The 17,642-nt window shown below is 54.1% G+C and carries 17 protein-coding genes; 6 read left to right on the top strand and 11 right to left on the bottom strand.

Features of this window, described 5'->3' with window-relative positions; translation table 11 throughout:
* Positions 1 to 3: 3 nt before the first annotated feature.
* Genes mrdA through B9Z46_RS13745 form a run of 4 tightly spaced genes read right to left on the bottom strand, consistent with a single transcriptional unit; the run spans position 4 to position 4,459 of the window.
* Positions 4 to 1,998: a penicillin-binding protein 2 gene (mrdA, locus tag B9Z46_RS13760; RefSeq protein ID WP_108257178.1), complete on the bottom strand. Its 1,995-nt coding sequence runs from the start codon at positions 1,996 to 1,998 to the stop codon at positions 4 to 6.
* A gap of 3 nt (positions 1,999 to 2,001) precedes the next feature.
* On the bottom strand, positions 2,002 to 2,523 hold the full coding sequence (gene mreD, locus B9Z46_RS13755) for a rod shape-determining protein MreD (protein ID WP_108257177.1): 522 nt from the start codon (positions 2,521 to 2,523) through the stop codon (positions 2,002 to 2,004).
* Positions 2,520 to 3,401, bottom strand: a complete 882-nt coding sequence (gene mreC / locus B9Z46_RS13750; RefSeq protein ID WP_108257176.1) for a rod shape-determining protein MreC — start codon at positions 3,399 to 3,401, stop codon at positions 2,520 to 2,522. Before mreC ends, mreD begins: the two co-directional genes overlap by 4 nt.
* A gap of 14 nt (positions 3,402 to 3,415) precedes the next feature.
* Positions 3,416 to 4,459 carry a rod shape-determining protein gene (locus tag B9Z46_RS13745; protein WP_055359523.1) on the bottom strand — a complete coding sequence of 348 codons (1,044 nt, stop codon included), beginning with the start codon at positions 4,457 to 4,459 and terminating at the stop codon, positions 3,416 to 3,418.
* 207 nt (positions 4,460 to 4,666) lie between these two features.
* Here B9Z46_RS13745 and gatC point away from each other — a divergent pair, with 207 nt between their 5' ends.
* Genes gatC through gatB form a run of 3 tightly spaced genes read left to right on the top strand, consistent with a single transcriptional unit; the run spans position 4,667 to position 7,905 of the window.
* Positions 4,667 to 4,966: an Asp-tRNA(Asn)/Glu-tRNA(Gln) amidotransferase subunit GatC gene (gene gatC, locus B9Z46_RS13740; protein ID WP_055359524.1), complete on the top strand. Its 300-nt coding sequence runs from the start codon at positions 4,667 to 4,669 to the stop codon at positions 4,964 to 4,966.
* Between the two features lie 9 nt (positions 4,967 to 4,975).
* Positions 4,976 to 6,451 carry an Asp-tRNA(Asn)/Glu-tRNA(Gln) amidotransferase subunit GatA gene (gene gatA / locus B9Z46_RS13735; RefSeq protein ID WP_108257175.1) on the top strand — a complete coding sequence of 492 codons (1,476 nt, stop codon included), beginning with the start codon at positions 4,976 to 4,978 and terminating at the stop codon, positions 6,449 to 6,451.
* Positions 6,448 to 7,905: an Asp-tRNA(Asn)/Glu-tRNA(Gln) amidotransferase subunit GatB gene (gene gatB, locus B9Z46_RS13730; protein ID WP_108257174.1), complete on the top strand. Its 1,458-nt coding sequence runs from the start codon at positions 6,448 to 6,450 to the stop codon at positions 7,903 to 7,905. The genes gatA and gatB overlap by 4 nt, the downstream gene beginning before the upstream one ends.
* Before the next feature lie 44 nt (positions 7,906 to 7,949).
* On the opposite strand, the gene pyrE is transcribed toward gatB, so the two are convergent.
* Positions 7,950 to 8,654 carry an orotate phosphoribosyltransferase gene (pyrE, locus tag B9Z46_RS13725; protein ID WP_108257173.1) on the bottom strand — a complete coding sequence of 235 codons (705 nt, stop codon included), beginning with the start codon at positions 8,652 to 8,654 and terminating at the stop codon, positions 7,950 to 7,952.
* Here pyrE and B9Z46_RS13720 point away from each other — a divergent pair.
* Positions 8,653 to 9,456 (top strand): exodeoxyribonuclease III, encoded by an 804-nt coding sequence (locus B9Z46_RS13720; RefSeq protein WP_199220615.1) that lies wholly within the window; start codon positions 8,653 to 8,655, stop codon positions 9,454 to 9,456. The genes pyrE and B9Z46_RS13720 overlap by 2 nt on opposite strands.
* Positions 9,457 to 9,465: 9 nt before the next feature.
* Here the strand turns inward: B9Z46_RS13720 and B9Z46_RS13715 are convergent, their stop codons facing one another.
* From B9Z46_RS13715 to B9Z46_RS13695, 5 genes are all read right to left on the bottom strand, one after another.
* A complete protein-coding gene (locus B9Z46_RS13715) occupies positions 9,466 to 10,191 on the bottom strand; it encodes a methyltransferase (RefSeq protein WP_108257172.1) in 726 nt (241 codons plus the stop codon).
* 69 nt (positions 10,192 to 10,260) lie between these two features.
* Complete coding sequence (locus B9Z46_RS13710) at positions 10,261 to 12,354, bottom strand: peptidase domain-containing ABC transporter (RefSeq protein WP_108257171.1); 2,094 nt, start codon at positions 12,352 to 12,354, stop codon at positions 10,261 to 10,263.
* 69 nt (positions 12,355 to 12,423) lie between these two features.
* Positions 12,424 to 12,636: a hypothetical protein gene (locus tag B9Z46_RS13705; RefSeq protein WP_108257170.1), complete on the bottom strand. Its 213-nt coding sequence runs from the start codon at positions 12,634 to 12,636 to the stop codon at positions 12,424 to 12,426.
* Between the two features lies 1 nt (position 12,637).
* Positions 12,638 to 13,177, bottom strand: a complete 540-nt coding sequence (locus tag B9Z46_RS13700; RefSeq protein ID WP_108257169.1) for a hypothetical protein — start codon at positions 13,175 to 13,177, stop codon at positions 12,638 to 12,640.
* On the bottom strand, positions 13,174 to 14,481 hold the full coding sequence (locus B9Z46_RS13695) for an HlyD family secretion protein (protein WP_108257168.1): 1,308 nt from the start codon (positions 14,479 to 14,481) through the stop codon (positions 13,174 to 13,176). The genes B9Z46_RS13700 and B9Z46_RS13695 overlap by 4 nt, the downstream gene beginning before the upstream one ends.
* Before the next feature lie 101 nt (positions 14,482 to 14,582).
* Here B9Z46_RS13695 and B9Z46_RS13690 point away from each other — a divergent pair, with 101 nt between their 5' ends.
* The gene (locus tag B9Z46_RS13690; RefSeq protein WP_108257167.1) at positions 14,583 to 15,221 is read left to right on the top strand and encodes an MBL fold metallo-hydrolase; all 639 of its coding nucleotides are present in this window, start codon (positions 14,583 to 14,585) and stop codon (positions 15,219 to 15,221) included.
* Positions 15,222 to 15,232: 11 nt separating this feature from the next.
* On the opposite strand, the gene B9Z46_RS13685 is transcribed toward B9Z46_RS13690, so the two are convergent.
* Entirely contained in the window at positions 15,233 to 16,144 is a 912-nt protein-coding gene (locus B9Z46_RS13685; RefSeq protein WP_108257166.1) for a M48 family metallopeptidase, read from the bottom strand.
* A gap of 80 nt (positions 16,145 to 16,224) precedes the next feature.
* Here B9Z46_RS13685 and B9Z46_RS13680 point away from each other — a divergent pair, with 80 nt between their 5' ends.
* Complete coding sequence (locus tag B9Z46_RS13680; protein WP_108257165.1) at positions 16,225 to 17,550, top strand: MFS transporter; 1,326 nt, start codon at positions 16,225 to 16,227, stop codon at positions 17,548 to 17,550.
* Positions 17,551 to 17,642 lie beyond the last annotated feature (92 nt).

The following is a 17,642-nucleotide window of genomic DNA, read 5'->3' as shown; positions in this document are numbered from 1 at the left end:
AAGTTATCGGTTGCCCATCACGCCGACCACCCCTTCACTGGGTGTCAACAAGATGTCTTCTTTTCGCCTGCGCACGCCCACAGGTGATGCAGCCAAACCTTTTTGCGAGGCTTCAATGTCTTCGATGCTGGGGTAGTCGCCTAATAGCCAATAGTCAAAAACACGTCTGGCAATGGGCGCGGCTTGGGCGGCACCAAAGCCGGCGTTTTCCACCACAATGGCCAAGGCAATTTGCGGTTCATCAGCCGGTGCAAAGGCCATGTACAAGGCGTGGTCACGCTGATGCTCTTCCAATTTGCTGGCGTTGTACTTGTCTTTTTGGCCAATGGTGACGGCTTGTGCGGTGCCTGTTTTGCCCGCACTTTGGTAGGGCGTGCCCGCAAACACTCTGGCTGAGGTGCCTTCTTTGGCCACGCCAATCAAACCCTGTTTCACCACCGCCACATTCTCAGGCTTGAAGCCTAAGTTGAGAGGCTCCTCACCGGCCACACTTCGGTCTACACGTGCAATGGGGTCTTGTGTGGCCATGACCAAGCGAGGTTTGCGCACCACCCCGCCATTGGCCAAGGTGGATGTTGCCGTGGCCAACTGCAGCATGGTGAAGGCGTTGTAACCTTGGCCAATGCCCAGAGAGATGGTTTCACCGCCGTACCAACGTTGTTGCTCGGCTTTCTTGTAGGTGTTCTTTTTCCATTGGGTGCTTGGCAAGACGCCGCGCACTTCTCCTGGTAAATCGATGCCTGTGATTTGGCCAAAACCCAAGGGCTTCATGAAGTCGTGAATGGCATCCACGCCCATGGTATTGGCCAATGAGTAGTAGTACACATTGCTGGACAACACAATGGAGCGAACCATGTCAACAGGCCCAAGGCCTGTATCGCCGTGGCTTCGAAAGGTGTGACCGCCGTAGTTCCACGAGCCTTGGTCGTTGATGATTTCGCTGGCGCTGCGTTTGCCTGTTTCGAGTGCCGCTAAGGCCATGAAGGGTTTGTAGGTGGACCCCGGTGGGTAAGTGCCGCGAATGGCCCGGTTCAGCAGAGGCTTGTCGATCGACTCACTCAAGGCTTTCCAGCTTTCACTGTCGATGCCATCGACAAATAAATTGGGATCGAAGGTGGGCTTGCTGACGAAGGCTAAAACTTCGCCGGTGCGTGGGTCCATGGCCACCAAAGCACCGCGACGATCGCCGAACAAGTCTTCCACCATCTTTTGCAATTTGATGTCGAGTGACAGCACCACGTTTTGACCAGGCGTGGCGGGTCTGCTGGCCAGTCGACGCACGGCTTTGCCGCCTGCCGAGGTTTCGACTTCTTGCACGCCGGTGATGCCATGCAGTTCTCGTTCGTAGCGTTGTTCTACGCCTAACTTGCCGATGTATTGAGTGCCGCGGTAGTTGCCTTCGTCATCGCTCTCTTCAATTTGTTCTTTTTCTTTTTGGTTGATGCGGCCGATGTAGCCCAACACGTGGCTGGCCAAATGACCATAGGGGTAGTTGCGGAACAAACGCGCTTTGATTTCAACACCCGGAAAGCGGTAATGCTGCGCAGAGAACTTGGCCACTTCTTCTTCTGTGAGACGTGAACGAATGGGCAGTGAGTCAAAGTTCTTAGACTCTTCTCGCATGCGTTTGAAGCGACGACGATCGCGCAGTGGGATGTCGATGATTTCAGACAAACTGTCGATGGTGGCTTCGAGGTCCTTCACGCGTGAAGGTGTGATTTCGAGTGTGTAGGCCGAGTAGTTGTTGGCCAACACAACGCCATTGCGGTCCATGATCGTGCCGCGATTGGGCACTGTGGGCAAGATGGCGGTGCGATTGTTTTCTGCTTGCTCCAACAAGTCTTCGTGCCGAATGACTTGCAAATAAAACAGGCGGATGCCCAACAAAGCAAAACACAAAAGCACCACGCCTTGCAGCACCATCACGCGCGTTTGAAATTTGAAAATCTCAAACTCGGTGTTGCGCAACTCGCTTAACGAGGGCAGGTGAAGCGCCATGATTTAGATCGGGCGATTGGCGTCAGGGTCGTGCGCCCGACGCTGTGGTGCCAGCAAAATAAAGTTGGCTGCCGGCCACAACAAGGTTTCCAAGATGGGCGAGAGCAGCAATGGCCAACCTGGAAAATCATTCCCCGTCGAAAGGCGAATGACCCATCCAGTGGCTTCTGCCAAGAAAAGGAAAGGAATGATTTGGATCATTTGTTCTTTGATGGGAAACCACAGAAGTCGCCGATGCAAAGTGAAAGCGCAGTAACTCAAGATGGCATACGTGAGTGCATGTTGCCCCATCAGGGAAGACTGCTGCACATCGGTCCAAAGACCCAAGCAAAAAGCAATGCCAATGCCAACACGTCGAGGTTGATGGATGCCCCAGAAGAAGATGCAGACTGCCAACAGGTCTGGCAACCAAATGGCTTGTGTCAAACCCAACAGCATATTCAACACCAAACAGACCAACAGACTGAGGCCAATGAACCAAGGACTGACGGGCAACAACAGGGCCTCACGACGCGACATGATCATGGTGTTTTGCCTTTTGTCGCTGCCTGAGCGCCAATGGGTTGCAAGATCAGCACATGCCGACCTTTCATGTCAGCCAAAGGCTTGGCATGAATGCGTGCGAAAGAGATGTCAACGCGCCTTTCGATGTGCGAGATGCGAGCCACTTGCAGGCCGGCTGGGTACACGCCATCGATGCCGCTGGTGGTGAGCAAGTCGCCTTCTTTGACGTCAGCCCCGGCAGGCACAAATTTAAGTTCGATTTGTGGAATGCCGCCCAAGATATCGCCGCTGGCAATGTTGCGTGCACCTGTTCGGCTGTTGAGCACAGGGATGCTTTGATCGCGGTCTGTGAGCAAAGTCACTTCGGCAGACAAGGGGTACACGCGAGTGACTTGGCCTACAACGCCCCCGGTATCCACGACGGGAGATCCTAGCGCCACATCTTTGAGTTGCCCTTTGTCAATCACGATGCGTTGGTTGTAGGGGTCGGGCACATCAAACAAAACTTCAGCCACTTGCGAGGGTGTGGCCACACTGCTTTGGAGTCCCATCAGCTGACGAAGGTTTTGGTTTTCAAGTTGCAACTGCTCAACTTGTTGGGCACGCAAAGATTGCAGCAAGACTTGCGACTGGGCCTGCTTCAATTTTTGTTGCGCATCGTTCAAGCTTTCAAAGTGCTTGCTGACAGATGACAAGGCTTGCCCAGGTTGCAGCACCAACCACTGAATGGGCAGGACCAAGGTGGCAAGGCCGGCGCGAATGGGTTTGGTGAATTGAAGTTGTTTGTCGCCAAACATCAGCACCACAGACAAGGCGCCGAAAAAAATCAGTTTGGTCAGGGGCGCAAACCCCACCCTGAAGAAAGGTGGGGGGCTGCGGTCAAGAGACTCCAGCGCCATGCGATGCGCCAGTGTTATTCACTGGTGAAGATGCTGCCCAGACGGTCCATGCGTTCGAGGGCCATGCCGCAACCGCGGGCCACGCAAGTGAGGGGATCTTCTGCCACCAAGACGGGCAAGCCAGTTTCTTCGGACAGCAAGCGATCGAGGTCGCGCAGCAACGCACCACCACCGGTGAGCATCATGCCGCGATCAGAAATGTCGGCGCCCAACTCAGGAGGGGTTTGCTCGAGCGCTGTTTTGACCGCTGACACAATGTTGTTCAGCGGATCGGTGAGTGCTTCCAAAATTTCGTTGCTGCTGATGGTGAAGCTGCGGGGCACGCCTTCAGACAGGTTGCGGCCTTTGACTTCCATTTCGCGCACTTCGCTGCCTGGGAAGGCAGAGCCAATGCTTTTCTTGATGGCTTCAGCGGTAGGTTCGCCAATCAGCATGCCGTAGTTGCGGCGGATGTAGTTGATGATGGCTTCGTCAAACTTGTCGCCACCCACGCGCACGCTGCCTTTGTAGACCATGCCGCCCAAAGAAATCACGCCCACTTCGGTGGTGCCACCGCCGATGTCGACCACCATAGAGCCAGAGGCTTCAGACACAGGCAAGCCCGCGCCAATGGCAGCGGCCATGGGTTCTTCAATGAGGTACACCTCGGAGGCACCGGCGCCCAAAGCCGATTCGCGAATGGCACGGCGCTCCACTTGGGTAGAACCGCAGGGCACGCAAATGATGATGCGGGGGCTGGGGCGGAAGGTGCTGCGGGGGTGCACCATGCGGATGAACTGCTTGAGCATTTGCTCGGTGACCGTGAAGTCGGCAATCACGCCGTCCTTCATCGGGCGAATGGCTTCAATGTTGCCCGGCACTTTGCCCAACATGGACTTGGCTTCGTGGCCGACCGCTTGCAAGACCTTCTTGCCTTGGGGGCCGCCTTCGTGGCGAATGGCCACCACAGAGGGCTCGTCCAAAACGATGCCTTTGTCGCGGACAAAAATGAGGGTGTTGGCCGTACCCAGGTCAATGGCCAAGTCGGTAGAAAAATAGCGGCGGAACGAGCTGAACATAACAAATCCTAAACAACTGCAGTTTTGAGGCGGTCAACTGCGGTTTGGGGGGCATGAAAGGGAAAAATTTGTGGGCTTGAACAGGCTTTTTTGGAGAGCCTGCAGCGAACGCACGATAATAACCGATCGCTTGAAAAAAAACGCGAATTGAGGCCCCAAATTTGAGGGCTTCAACGCCCATAAAGAGCCCGTAAAGAGTTAATTTTTATGTCATTGACTGCCCAAGATATTGACCGCATTGCCAATTTGGCCCGGTTAGAGCTCCCGCCCGAGGAAGGCCAACGCATGTTGGACCAAATCAATGGCTTTTTCACCATTGTGGAAGCCATGCGCGCGGTCGACACCACCGGTGTTCAGCCCTTGCCACACCCCATTGCCACCATCCAAGAGGTGGCCCTGCGCCTGCGGGACGACGTGGCCAGCGAGCCCAATCAGCGCGAGGCCAACCAACAAAGCGCCCCCGCTGTCGAGCGCGGCTTGTTTTTGGTTCCCAAAGTGATTGAGTAAGGGACCGCCATGACCACTTTGCATGATTTAACAGTTGCCGCCCTGGCAGCTGACCTTCGCGCTAAAAAAGTCAGCGCCACCGAGCTTGCGCAGCACTTTTTGGCGCGCAGCCAAGCCGATACTTCAGGTTCCTTTTTAAGCCTCAACGCAGAAGCCACGCTGGCGCAAGCCAAAGTGGCAGATGCCCAATTGGCCGCTGGTACAGCTGGCCCCTTGGCCGGTGTGCCCATGGCGCACAAAGACATTTTTGTCACCACCGACTTTCCCACCACGGCTGGCTCCAAGATGTTGGAAGGCTATCGCTCGCCATTTGACGCTACTGTGGTGCGCAAATTGGGCGTGCAAGAGGGCGGCGCTGGCATGGTGAATGTTGGCAAGCTCAATTGCGATGAATTCGCGATGGGTTCGTCCAATGAGAACTCCGCTTACAAATCCGTCACCAATCCTTGGGATATCTCACGTGTTCCCGGCGGCTCTTCGGGTGGTAGTGCGGCCGCAGTGGCTGCGCGCTTGGTGCCGGCTGCAACCGGCACCGACACGGGTGGTTCAATTCGCCAACCCGCCAGCTTTTGCGGTATCACGGGCATCAAGCCCACTTACGGCCGCGCGTCACGCTACGGCATGATTGCCTATGCGTCGAGCTTGGACCAAGCCGGCCCCATGGCTCGCACCGCAGAAGACTGCGCATTGATGTTGTCTGCCATGTGCGGCCCCGACTTAGACCGCGACTCCACATCTCTGGATGTGCCTGCAGAAAACTTTGCGCGCGATTTGAACGCCTCCATCGATGGTTTGCGCATCGGCATTCCCAAAGAATTCTTTGGTGAAGGTTTGGCGCCGGGTGTTCGCGCCGCCGTCGATGCTGCGTTGAAAGAATACGAAAAGCTGGGCGCCAAGTTGGTCCCCATCAGCTTGCCGCGCACAGAGCTTTCCATTCCCGTTTACTACATCATTGCGCCCGCAGAAGCGTCAAGCAACTTGAGCCGTTTCGATGGCGTGAAGTTTGGCCATCGCACCAAGGATTACACCGACCTCGTGTCGATGTACAAGCGCTCACGCGCTGAAGGTTTTGGCGAAGAGGTGAAGCGCCGCATCATGACGGGCGCCTATGTGTTGTCGCACGGTTACTACGATGCTTACTACTTGCAAGCGCAAAAAATTCGCCGCATGATTTCCGATGACTTCCAGCAAGCCTTCAAAATTTGCGATGTCATTGCCGGTCCAGTCGCGCCCACGGTGGCTTGGAAGTTGGGCGAAAAAGCCGACGATCCGGTCGCCAATTATTTGGCCGACATCTTTACCTTGCCAGCATCGCTGGCAGGCTTGCCTGGCATGAGCATGCCAGCAGGATTTGGCGAAGAGGGCATGCCTGTTGGCTTGCAGCTGATTGGCAATTATTTCAAAGAAGCACAGTTGCTCAATGCCGCACACCGTTTGCAGCAGGCCACTGACTTTCACCTCCGTCAACCAGGAGGCGCAAAATGAGCACGAAACAAAAAACGCTGTTGGTCCAAGGCTACGAAGTGGTCATTGGCTTTGAAACCCACGCCCAACTTTCTACACAGAGCAAAATTTTCAGCCGTGCACCCATTGCGTTTGGTGCAGAGCCCAACACGCAAGCTTGCGCAGTGGACTTGGCCTTGCCTGGCACGCTGCCCGTCATGAACAAGGGCGCTGTGGCGCGTGCCATTGAATTTGGCTTGGCTGTTGGATCGCACATTGCAGAAGAAAGTATTTTTGCACGCAAAAATTACTTCTACCCAGATCTGCCCAAGGGTTATCAAATCAGTCAGTTTGAAATCCCGGTGGTGCAAGGCGGTGAAGTGTCGTTCTTTGTGGGCGATGAGAAAAAAACCGTTCGCTTAGTGCGTGCGCACTTGGAAGAAGACGCCGGCAAATCTTTGCACGAAGACTTCATTGGCCAGAGTGGCATTGACCTGAATCGCGCTGGCACGCCGCTCTTGGAAATTGTGACCGAGCCCGACATTTGCTCTAGCGAAGAAGCGGTGGCTTATGCCAAAGAGTTGCACAAAATTGTGACCTGGATTGGCATTTGCGATGGCAACATGCAAGAGGGCAGTTTCCGTTGCGATGCCAACGTGTCCGTACGCAAGCCTGGCGCCCCTTTAGGCACTCGCCGCGAAATTAAAAACTTGAACAGCTTCAAGTTCATGCAGCAAGCCATCGACTTTGAAGTGCGCTGGCAAATTGAGCAAATTGAAGACGGCTTTGAAATTCAACAAGCCACGGTGCTGTTCGATCCGGATACGGGCGAAACACGCGCCATGCGAACCAAAGAAGATGCGGCCGATTACCGTTATTTCCCCGATCCCGATTTGCCACCCTTGGTGATTGGTCGCGATTGGGTGGCGCGTGTTCAATCCGAGATGACCGAGTTGCCCCGCGTCATGGCTGCACGCTTTGTGGCCGACTACGGTTTGCCCGAATACGACGCCACCACCCTCACACAAAGCAAAGCCATGGCCGCTTATTTTGAAGCGGCCGCTAAGTCTTGCGGACAAGCCAAGTTGGTCAGCAACTGGGTGATGGGTGAAGTATCACGTCGCTTGAATGCCAGCGAAGTGGGCATTGAGCAAGCGCCTGTGAGCGCGGCGCAACTGGCCGCCATGATTGGCCGCATTGCCGACAGCACCATCAGCAACAGTGCTGCGAAGCAAGTGTTTGATGCATTGTGGACTGAGGGCGGCGAAGTGGACGCCATCATCGAGGCCAAAGGCCTGAAGCAGATGAACGACACCGGCGCCTTGGAAGCCATCATTGACGAAGTGCTTGCGGCTAATCCGAAGAATGTTGAAGAGTTCAGAGCGGGCAACAGCAAAGCACTCAATGGTTTGGTGGGCCCCATCATGAAAGCCAGCAAAGGCAAGGCCAACCCAGCTCAAGTGAATGAGCTTTTGTTGAAGAAGCTGCAGGCTTAAGGAGAATTGCGCTTCAAGCTCAGCTGAAGCGCTTTTCTGAAGCGTTAAACGCCGTAACGATCGCGATAGGCTTGTACCTTGGGCAGGTGCTGGCCCATCTCGTTACCGCTTTGTGTCGACAAATAAGCGAGCAAGTCGGACAACTGCGCAATGCAGCACACATCCATGCCCAAGGTGTTGCGCACATATTGCACGGCGCTGTGTGGCACATCTTTCACCGTACCATCGGCTTGAACTTCGGTGGCCATTTCTTGTCGGTCCAAAGCAATCGCGATGGCATGGGCTGTGGCGCCGGCTTTTTTGATCAGCTCAATCGACTCGCGCGCCGCAGTGCCTGCGCTCATCACGTCGTCCACAATCAACACGCGTCCTTTGAGGGGAGCGCCCACCAAGGTGCCCCCTTCGCCGTGGTCTTTGGCTTCTTTGCGGTTGTACGCAAAAGGCACGTTTTTGCCCAAGCGCGCCAATTCAATCGACACAGCCGCACCCAAAGGAATGCCTTTGTAAGCGGGTCCAAAAATCATGTCGAATTCGATCCCGCTGGCAACCAAAGCTTTTGCATAGAATTGAGCGAGTTTTCCGAGTTTGGCGCCATCGTCAAACAAGCCTGCGTTGAAGAAATAAGGGCTCATGCGACCGGCTTTGGTTTTGAACTCACCAAACCTCAGCACGCCAGCATCGACGGAAAATTGAACAAACTCTTGCGCCAAGGCCGCTGTGTCGGTTTGGGGTGTGTGTCCAGTCACCATGGGGGAATCCTTGTTTAAATTAACCAGCTTGAACTTGAACGGCATCCGTTCTGCGGCCACCAAAGGGGTGGAGGCGTGGATTGCTCAAAACAATCCCGATTGTATTTGCGTGCAAGAGGTTAAAGCACAAGCGCCCGATGTGGCGGGCAAATTTGAGAGCTTGGCTGGGCTGAAGGGACATTTTCACTTCGCTGAGAAAAAGGGTTACTCGGGCGTAGCGGTTTACAGCAAACACGAGCCCAGCGAGGTGGTGGTGGGCATGGGTTGTGAGGAGTTTGATGCAGAAGGCCGTTTTGTGGAGTTGCGCTTTGACACGCCCAAGCGCAAGATGTCGATCGTCAGCGCTTATTTCCCCAGTGGCTCATCGGGCCCTGAGCGGCAAGAAGCCAAGTTTCGTTTCTTGGACCACATGGGGCCGCACCTCAAGGCTTTGGGCGCGCAGCGTGAATTCATTGTGTGCAGTGATGTGAACATTGCGCATCAACAAGCCGATTTGAAGAATTGGAAAAGCAACCAAAAGAACAGCGGCTTTTTGCCAGAAGAGCGCGCGTGGATGACGCACATGACCTCTGAAGGTCCGTTGGTGGATGTGTACCGACGCTTGCACCCCGAAACCACTGACGAGTGCTACACCTGGTGGAGCAACCGTGGGCAAGCGTATGCCAAGAATGTGGGCTGGCGTTTGGATTACCACTTGGCTACGGCCGCGTTGGCAGAAGGCGCCACCAAGGCTCACATTTACAAAGAGACGCGCTTCAGCGATCACGCGCCTTTGACCATTGATTACAACTGGTCGCTTTGAAACTGAAGTTCAGTCTCGCAAGTAGGTGAGCATTCTGCCTTTGTAGGCTGCTTCGGTTTCGGTGGCTGAAATGTCGAGGACTTCTTCACGCAAGCTAAAGCCTTGTGCCGCCATGTTTCGGTGAAAGTGCGCACGGTTGCCTCGATTCGGGTCGACCACCCAAACTTCTGCATGGTCTTCAAGGTGCTCGTTGATGTAATGCGCCAGGTCGCCTTGCTCGTCGCGTTCGTACAAAATATCGCTGCCAATGATCAAGTCGAACCTGCTGTTGACAGTGGGATCTTGGTGTTGTGCAGTGTGCTGACCCCAGTGGCCATGCTGATAATTCATGGGGCTGAGCTTGTTCAGTCGCAAGTTTTCTCTTAGAAACTCACCGGCCAAGGGGTGGCAATCGGAAGCGGTGATGTTGGCGCCGCGGCGATGGCCCACCAAGCTGGACAAAGCCAAACCACAACCAATTTCTAAGATTCGTTCATGGGTGCTGACAGGTCGAAGGGCCAAGCGTTCGGCCAAGCGCGAACCGGATGGCCACAGCAAACCAAACAAAGACCAAAACGCAGAGGAGATGCCAAGTGCCAGTGCAGCGTCTTCAGGGTCGTAAAACTGTTGCTTGTCCAACAAGGAGCGAACGAGCAAGTTGGGTACGCCGTGCACGGCGATGGACTCTTGCTTGGTCAGATAGCCGGGTGCGCTAACGATTGGCAGCGAGTCTATTGCGCCTGCATCAGCAGACATCGAAGAGTTGTGTGTCACATAGACAATCGGACAGCCACGGAGTGTGGCTGGTTTGGTGGATCTTACGCTTCATTCGTTCAAGTCGCTAAAGTCGCTGAAGTCGATTTGTCGGTCTGCGCGGGCAATGGTCTCGGGCCGATGGGCGATGACAATGCGCGTGAGTTGCAGTTGCGACAGCGTTTGTGAAACCGCTTGTTCGTTGTGCATGTCCAAATGGCTGGTGGCTTCGTCCAAAGCCAATACGGTGGGCTGTCCATAAAGCGCGCGCGCCAGCAAGAGCCGCTGCTTTTGCCCACCGCTCAAGCCCGAGCCTAACTCCCCAATGTGGGTGTGATAAGCCATCGGCATGCGCATGATGTCTTGGTGAATTTCTGCCAATTGCGCACAGCGTTCAATGGTGGGTTGATGCGGCGCTTGATCAAAGAAAGCAATGTTGTCGGCAATGCTGCCGGTCAGCAGTGCATCTTCTTGCATGACCACGCCGATTTTGCGGCGCACATTGGACAAGCCCAATTGCTGAACGGGCACGCCACCATACAAAACAATGCCGTGGGTGGGTGCGACAAGTCCCAACATGATCTTGAGCAAGCTGGTTTTGCCGCAACCACTGGCGCCTGTGATGGCCACATGCTCGCCAGCTTGAATGCACAGGTTGAGATTCCGAAAGAGCCAGGGCTCGGTGTCGGTGTAACGAAACGAAACATTGCGAAGTTCAAGGCTGGCTGGCAGATGGGCCAAATCGTTGACAGGCAAGTTGCCCTTTGGTGTGTCTTGTTCGGGGGGTGTCAGCACAATGTCGGCCAATCGGTCGCGATGCAAGTTGAGCATCTTGAGTTCGATACCTTGGTTGATGAGGGCGCTGACGCGTCCAGTGAATTGCATTTTGTAACTGATGAACGCCAACAGCATGCCAACCGTCAATGCCGGAGTGCCAGAGATCTGTGCTTGTGAGGCCAGAATGATTTTGGCGCCTAACCAAAACACGCACAAATTCTCTAAGCCAAAAATAAGCGTGCGGGCGGCGTTGAAGCCCATGTTGAGTTTGGCTGTCTGAAAATCACGGTTCATGACTTCCACCATCAGACTTTGCCAACGCGTTCGACGCTCGTTTTCACGCGCAAACAATTTGAGGGGTGTCATGGCCCGCAGTGTTTCGACGAAGTGACTTTGCTCTTGACCTGCCAAGACCAAACGTTCGGACGCAGCATGTCGGAAGGGGGCGTAACTGATCCAGCGGACGATGGCGTACAAGGCGGAGGCTGCCAGCACCACCCAAGTGAGCGTAGGTGAATAAATGAACATCATGACCAAGGCCGCAATGGCCATCAAGCCGTCGAGCAAAGACTCGAGCGTGGTTTGGGTCAGTGTTCTTTGAATGTCGTGCACAGCGCCAAAGCGGGAAGCAATATCACCCAGATGGCGCTGCGCAAACCAATCGGCTGGCAACTTGAGCAAATGCGCAAACACATTGCTCAGCCACTGAATGGACACGGTTTGGCTGAGCACCATGACCCACCAGCTTCGCGCCAAAGAAAGCGCCGATTGAATCAGAAGAATGAGTGCAAAGCCTGCCACCAAAACCGACAGCAATTCGTGGTCGCCAGATGTCAAGACATCGTCGACCACCGCTTGGTTGAACAGGGGCATGAAGATGGCGAAGAGTTCAAGAACAAATGCCAATGCCAGTATTTGCGCAGCTGACTTGCCAAATCCTCGGATGGTGCCAGTCAGTTGCGAAAAAGGAAACGATTTGGCAACAGGCTTTGTTTTGAATTGCGCCTGCGGCGTAAGTTCTAGCGCAACACCCGTGAAGTGTTGCGAGGCTGTTGCCAAGCTGATGTTTCGCAGACCAAGTGCTGGGTCGAGCAAGGTGACTTGCTGCCCCTTGATTTTTTGCAAAACCACGAAGTGGTTCAGGTCCCAATGCAAGATGCAAGGCGTGGCCAGTTGGTGAAGCTCCTCTAACTCTAAACGAACAGGTCTGGCGTTGAAACCCAAGACTTGACTTTGGTCGATGAGTTGTTTGAGATTGGCGCCCTTCAGGGTCTGAGGAAACTTGTGCCGCAAATCCATGAGTCGCCAATGCTGTCCGTGTGCATTGGCAATCATGCACAAGCAAGCCAAGCCGCATTCGGCGTTTTGCAGTTGCAGAACCGGATTCAAGTGAAAGCTGCTTTGTGATGAAGAACGAGTGCCTGCATAAGGAAGTTACGCAGGCACTGCATGCCAAGCTTATCGGAGGCAAATGCCGTTGGTGTAGTCGCCCATGGGGTTGTATCCGCCTGCATCTACTGAGCCGTAGCTTGAAGGTTCGAGCTCAATTTTGGAGCCAGCTTCGAAAAGCGTAATCCCATCTGCAATGATTCCACCAAGTCTGATTGCCCACTGAAAGCTAATACCACCCCCTTCAACTTCTTCTAATTCATTCAAATTTAAATTTCTCATTTCATTCTCCTGGTTGTGCTGAAAAAATCGTTTCAGCGTCGATATAAAAATCAAACAAGCACAAGACAAGAAGCACAGTGGCGTTGGATGCGAAGTGAAGAGCGCTGGACAAAAGAAACGCTTTACGCTTGCCTATTTCAAATTTGTGCAAATCGTATTGCTTTAAAAATATATAGAAGAAGAAAAAGAGTTCAGTCAATCGAATGAAACTTGGAAATGGTAGGTTTTGTGGCGTTCTGAAATGAAGCGCTGCCATCACCAAAGGTGACACTACAAACAACAAAGTTCGACTGAAAATCTTTTCGTGGACTGCAGCGAAGCCAATCAATAACAAATTTTCAAGGAGTGGCGCCATGATCAACATGAAAAACGCAATCACCCAAATTGACCTTGACTCATCATCGCTTGGCCCTTCATCTAGATTGCAAAACAATACGATCAATGAAACGTTGATGGCTTGAAACACAACAATACAAACTAGGGCATCTATAAAGCCATGTCGATTGAGATGCGAAGCCCTGATTTTTTGAACGATGTTCATGATGTTTGTTGCCGTGCGTGAATGGCCAGAAGTGGCTCGAAAATCCATTCCCAAATGCCTCGAACGTCGTGAATGACATCGGCTTCGAGGGTCATGCCGGGTCGAAGCAAGTGTTGTTCGCCAAACGCCACAACATGCTGTGATGCCAAGGCCACTTGAATTCGGTAGAGCGGTTCATTGCTTTGGGTAGAAGCCAGCAGTGCATTGCCTTGGCCATGCGGCAAGTCTTGGGGGGCGATGGGCGTGCCGCTGATTTTGACCACACGGCCTTTGGCCAAGCCAAATTTTTGATACGGATAGGCGGCAAGTCGCAACCAAACTTCTTGCCCAGGCTGAATGAAGCCGGCTGTGCGCGTGGGTGCAAACAGCGCTGCGATCAGTGGCGCATGGGCTTGAAGTTGTGGGGTTTGGGGTTCCGTTTGGGGCACCATGCTGGCGATGGTTTGACCCGCTTGAATCACTGCGCCCAAGGGCAAATGGAGCGTGCTGATTTGCCCCGCTTTTGGCGCCAACACGCTGCTGGTTTTGCGCAATTGATTTTCGGCCGTTTCTTGATCGAGGCTGGCCAGGCTGCGATCGACTTGGAGCAGGTCGATGGCCCCTTGTTTTTGCAGGCTGTTCAATTCGGCTTGAGCAGCGCGGTGCTCACGCGTGAGTGCTGTGCCATTGCGCTGTGTATTTTCTAAGCGGGATTGCAGGTCGATGAGTTCTTCTTGTTTGTTCTGCGCCTGGATGTCGGAAACAAAACCCTCGTGGGCCATTTGTTCAAAGCGGCGCCATGTTTTGTGCGCTAACTCGACTCGGCGTTTGGCAAGGGCTTGCTCTTGGGTGGCTTGCTCGGACTCGAGTGACAAGGAGCGAACGCGCTCGGTCATGTGCAAGAGGCGCTGTGCGTGCTGAGACTGGCGAGAGGCGCGCTCTGACAGCAAGGTGGTGCGGCGCTGTGCCAAATGAGAGGCCAGCAATGTGGAGGCGCTGCCCTCGGGTGTGGCTTTGTCGGTGTTGATGACAAACAGCGTTTGGCCTTGTTGAACCCACTCGCCTTCTTGCACTGTTTGCGACAGCAAAACCCCCGCGGTGGGAGCGCTCAATTCGAGCGTGCCCATTTGTGCCATGAGGATGCCCGGCACACGCACTTTGCGTGCAACTTTGCCCCAAGCGCCAAATGCCACCAGGGCACCTGCAAGGGCCAGAGCGACACCTGCGATCAGGCTAAAACGCGGATGGTGCGCCAAGTGAATGCCGCCTAGCCAAGAAGCTTGCTTGGCTTGGGTGACTTGGCGGCGAAAAAGTGGGGTGTGCATGGGTCCTTGAAAGAAAGAACCCTCACAATACGCATTTGAGATGTTTTGGTGTTTGCATTGACTTGCAAAATAACCGACTTGAAACCGATTGAAATTTCACCATGCTTCAGTACCAAACCGTTCCTGTCACGCCTTTTCAGCAAAACTGTTCTTTGATTTGGGATGACCAAACACGTCAAGCGGCTGTGATTGATCCAGGCGGTGATTTGGATTTGATCTTGGCCGAAGTGGCCAAGCAGCAACTCAAGTTAGAGCAAATTTGGCTGACGCATGCGCACATTGATCATGCGGGCGGCACAGCGGTATTGGCGCGCAATTTGAACTTGCCCATCGTGGGCCCCCATCCGGGTGACCAGTTTTGGATTGACCGTTTGTCAGACCAAGGCCGGATGTTTCAGTTCCCAGATGCTGAAGTGTTCACCCCCACACGTTGGCTGCAAGATGGCGACACCGTTCAGTTGGGCGCCTACACCTTGAACGTGCGTCACTGTCCTGGCCACACACCCGGTCATGTCGTGTTTTACTCGCCCGACATCAAGCGTGCCTTCGTGGGTGATGTGTTGTTTGCGGGCAGCATTGGCCGTACTGATTTTCCGCAGGGCGATCATGACACCTTGATTGCCAGCATCACAGAGCGCTTGTGGCCCATGGGCGACGACACGGTGTTCATTCCGGGTCACGGCCCCGAAAGTACCTTTGGCCGAGAACGCGCCAGCAACCCTTATGTGGGCGGCACCTGAGACAGCCGCTGTCAGTTGAGCTGAGTACCCGCCGGATTTTGGCGAGCCTGTTCATACAAGTGCGCCACCTTGGGCAAATTGGCCTCTAACTCTTGAATGCGATTGTTGCCGCTGGGGTGCGTTGACAAGAAACTGGGTTGACCTTTGCCGCCGCCAGTGGCGCCCAACATTTTTTTCCAAAGCTGCACACTGGCTTCGGGCTTGAAGCCACCGCGTGCGGCTATTTCCAAACCGACCAAGTCGGCTTCTGTTTCATCGTCGCGGCTGTATTTCAGGGTGAGCAATTGCGTGCCGACGTTGGCGGCCACATCCCCCAGTTGACCTAAGCCCAACAATTGCGAGGCTACCGACAAACCCATGCTGGTGGCTTTGGATTTGGCCAAGCGCTCACGTGCGTGTTCGCGCAAGGCATGTGCCATTTCGTGGCCCATGATCATGGCCACTTCATCGTCGTTCAATTGCAGTTGGTCCAAGATGCCTGTGTAAAAGGCAATTTTGCCGCCAGGCATGCACCATGCATTGAGTTGTTTGCTGCCAATCAAGTTGACTTCCCATTTCCATTTGCGGGCATCGGGGTTCCACTGTGAGGTGAAAGGAATCAGTCGATTGGCAATGGCACGCAAGCGTTTGAGTTGAGGGTAGTCATCTGGCGCCAAGGCGCCTTTGCTGTTGGCCTCGCTCAGGGTTTGGCGGTATTGCTGCCGGGCAGATTGCTCAAGTGATTCGGCGGGAATCAACTTGCGCATGCTGGAGGACTGCCCCACATCCACCTGTGCTTGCGCATCGGCATGAACCAATGCGGCCAATCCCAAGCCTGCACCCCAGTGGTTTAAAAAACCACGGCGTGACGAAGCGCCTGGCAAGGCCTCTAAAGGCGCTTCAGGATGCGAAATTTTTAAGGTAGAAAAACAACGCCAGCACATTTTTCAATCATAGTGCCGCAAGCCAAGAATTCAAGGCGCTTTTTTTGAGAAATCCTTGCGCAGGCTTGGATAATGAGGGCATGACCGAAAAGACACCCACTGCTTCCTTTTCTTGGCTTGCCTCTTGGCGCATTTATTTACAACCTGCCAGCTTGCGCATGCTGCTGTTGGGTTTTGCAGCCGGTTTGCCCTTGCTCTTGGTCTTGGGTACCTTGAGTTTCAGACTGCGCGAAGCGGGCATTGATCGAAGCACCATTGGTTATTTGAGTTGGGTGGGTCTCGCCTATGGCTTCAAGTGGGTTTGGGCGCCGCTGGTTGATCGTTTGCCCATTCCATTTTTCACACATCGCCTCGGGCGTCGCCGCAGTTGGTTGTTGTTGTCACAAAGCATGGTGATGGTCGGCTTGGTCGGCATGGCCATCAGCGACCCTTCGCAAACTTTGGGTCCTGTGGTGTGGTGTGCTTTGTTGGTGGCTTTCGGTTCTGCCACGCAAGACATTGCCTTGGATGCATTTCGCATTGAGTCCGCGGACCCAACGCAGCAAGCCGCATTGGCAGCCAGTTACCAAACAGGCTATCGCTTGGCCATGATCTGGGCGGGCGCCGGTGTGCTGTGGGTGGCGGCTTGGGTGCAAGGCGACAATGCAACAGGCTATGTGCATGCTGCTTGGCAAGCGGCCTATTTGGTCATGGCGGCCAGCATGTCGGTGGGATGCATCACGGTGTTGATGTCCAAGGAGCCTGTCCCTGCAGAATTGCCACCCGCTAGAAATGTCAAAGAATGGTTGCAGGGCGCTTTGATTGCACCCTTTGCAGACTTTCTGAAACGCTACAAATGGCAGGCAGTGTTGATTTTGAGTTTGATTGCGGTCTACCGCATCAGTGACGTGGTGATGGGCATCATGGCGAATCCTTTTTATGTGGACATGGGTTACACCAAAGCCGAAGTGGCCACCGTGACCAAAGTCTATGGCGTGCTCATGACTTTGTTGGGTGCCTTCATTGGCGGCGTGATGGCACTGCGCTGGGGTGTGATGCGCATCTTGATGTTGGGTGCGGTGCTGAGTGCGCTAAGCAACTTGTTGTTTGCATGGCTCAGTGGCTACGGCCATGATGTGAACGCCTTGATTGCCGTCGTGTCCGCAGACAATTTGGCCAGCGGCATTGCCTCTGCTGCATTCATTGCGTACTTGTCTTCACTGACGAACGTGCAATATTCGGCCACGCAATACGCCTTGCTCAGTTCCATGATGTTGCTCTTGCCCAAATTCATTGCTGGCTTTTCGGGCGATTATGTGAATGCGCATGGCTATGCAGATTTCTTTACAGCCACCGCTTGGTTGGGTTTGCCGGTATTGGTTCTGGTGGGCTTGGCGTGGCACTATCAGCCCAGCGCCCAAGACTGATTTACCTAACTTTACGAGGCATTCAACAGATGCCGACGCAATTGCGCTTTGGCAGGTGCATCATGGTGGTGTAAGCAAGCTTGACTGAAAGT

This window comes from Limnohabitans sp. Hippo4 (genome assembly GCF_003063605.1).
Taxonomy (GTDB): domain Bacteria; phylum Pseudomonadota; class Gammaproteobacteria; order Burkholderiales; family Burkholderiaceae_C; genus Limnohabitans_A.
Note: the sequence above shows the minus strand (reverse complement) of the source record. Positions and strands in the feature narration are given on the sequence as shown.

Bases quoted from the DNA above. Each gene is read 5' to 3' on its own strand.
- mrdA (WP_108257178.1), bottom strand. From the start codon at position 1,998: ATGGCGCTTCACCTGCCCTCGTTAAGCGAGTTGCGCAACACCGAGTTT.
- mreD (WP_108257177.1), bottom strand. From the start codon at position 2,523: ATGATCATGTCGCGTCGTGAGGCCCTGTTGTTGCCCGTCAGTCCTTGG.
- mreC (WP_108257176.1), bottom strand. From the start codon at position 3,401: ATGGCGCTGGAGTCTCTTGACCGCAGCCCCCCACCTTTCTTCAGGGTG.
- B9Z46_RS13745 (WP_055359523.1), bottom strand. From the start codon at position 4,459: ATGTTCAGCTCGTTCCGCCGCTATTTTTCTACCGACTTGGCCATTGAC.
- gatC (WP_055359524.1), top strand. From the start codon at position 4,667: ATGTCATTGACTGCCCAAGATATTGACCGCATTGCCAATTTGGCCCGG.
- gatA (WP_108257175.1), top strand. From the start codon at position 4,976: ATGACCACTTTGCATGATTTAACAGTTGCCGCCCTGGCAGCTGACCTT.
- gatB (WP_108257174.1), top strand. From the start codon at position 6,448: ATGAGCACGAAACAAAAAACGCTGTTGGTCCAAGGCTACGAAGTGGTC.
- B9Z46_RS13720 (WP_199220615.1), top strand. From the start codon at position 8,653: ATGGGGGAATCCTTGTTTAAATTAACCAGCTTGAACTTGAACGGCATC.
- pyrE (WP_108257173.1), bottom strand. From the start codon at position 8,654: ATGGTGACTGGACACACACCCCAAACCGACACAGCGGCCTTGGCGCAA.
- B9Z46_RS13715 (WP_108257172.1), bottom strand. From the start codon at position 10,191: ATGTCTGCTGATGCAGGCGCAATAGACTCGCTGCCAATCGTTAGCGCA.
- B9Z46_RS13705 (WP_108257170.1), bottom strand. From the start codon at position 12,636: ATGAGAAATTTAAATTTGAATGAATTAGAAGAAGTTGAAGGGGGTGGT.
- B9Z46_RS13700 (WP_108257169.1), bottom strand. From the start codon at position 13,177: ATGAACATCGTTCAAAAAATCAGGGCTTCGCATCTCAATCGACATGGC.
- B9Z46_RS13695 (WP_108257168.1), bottom strand. From the start codon at position 14,481: ATGCACACCCCACTTTTTCGCCGCCAAGTCACCCAAGCCAAGCAAGCT.
- B9Z46_RS13690 (WP_108257167.1), top strand. From the start codon at position 14,583: ATGCTTCAGTACCAAACCGTTCCTGTCACGCCTTTTCAGCAAAACTGT.
- B9Z46_RS13685 (WP_108257166.1), bottom strand. From the start codon at position 16,144: ATGTGCTGGCGTTGTTTTTCTACCTTAAAAATTTCGCATCCTGAAGCG.
- B9Z46_RS13680 (WP_108257165.1), top strand. From the start codon at position 16,225: ATGACCGAAAAGACACCCACTGCTTCCTTTTCTTGGCTTGCCTCTTGG.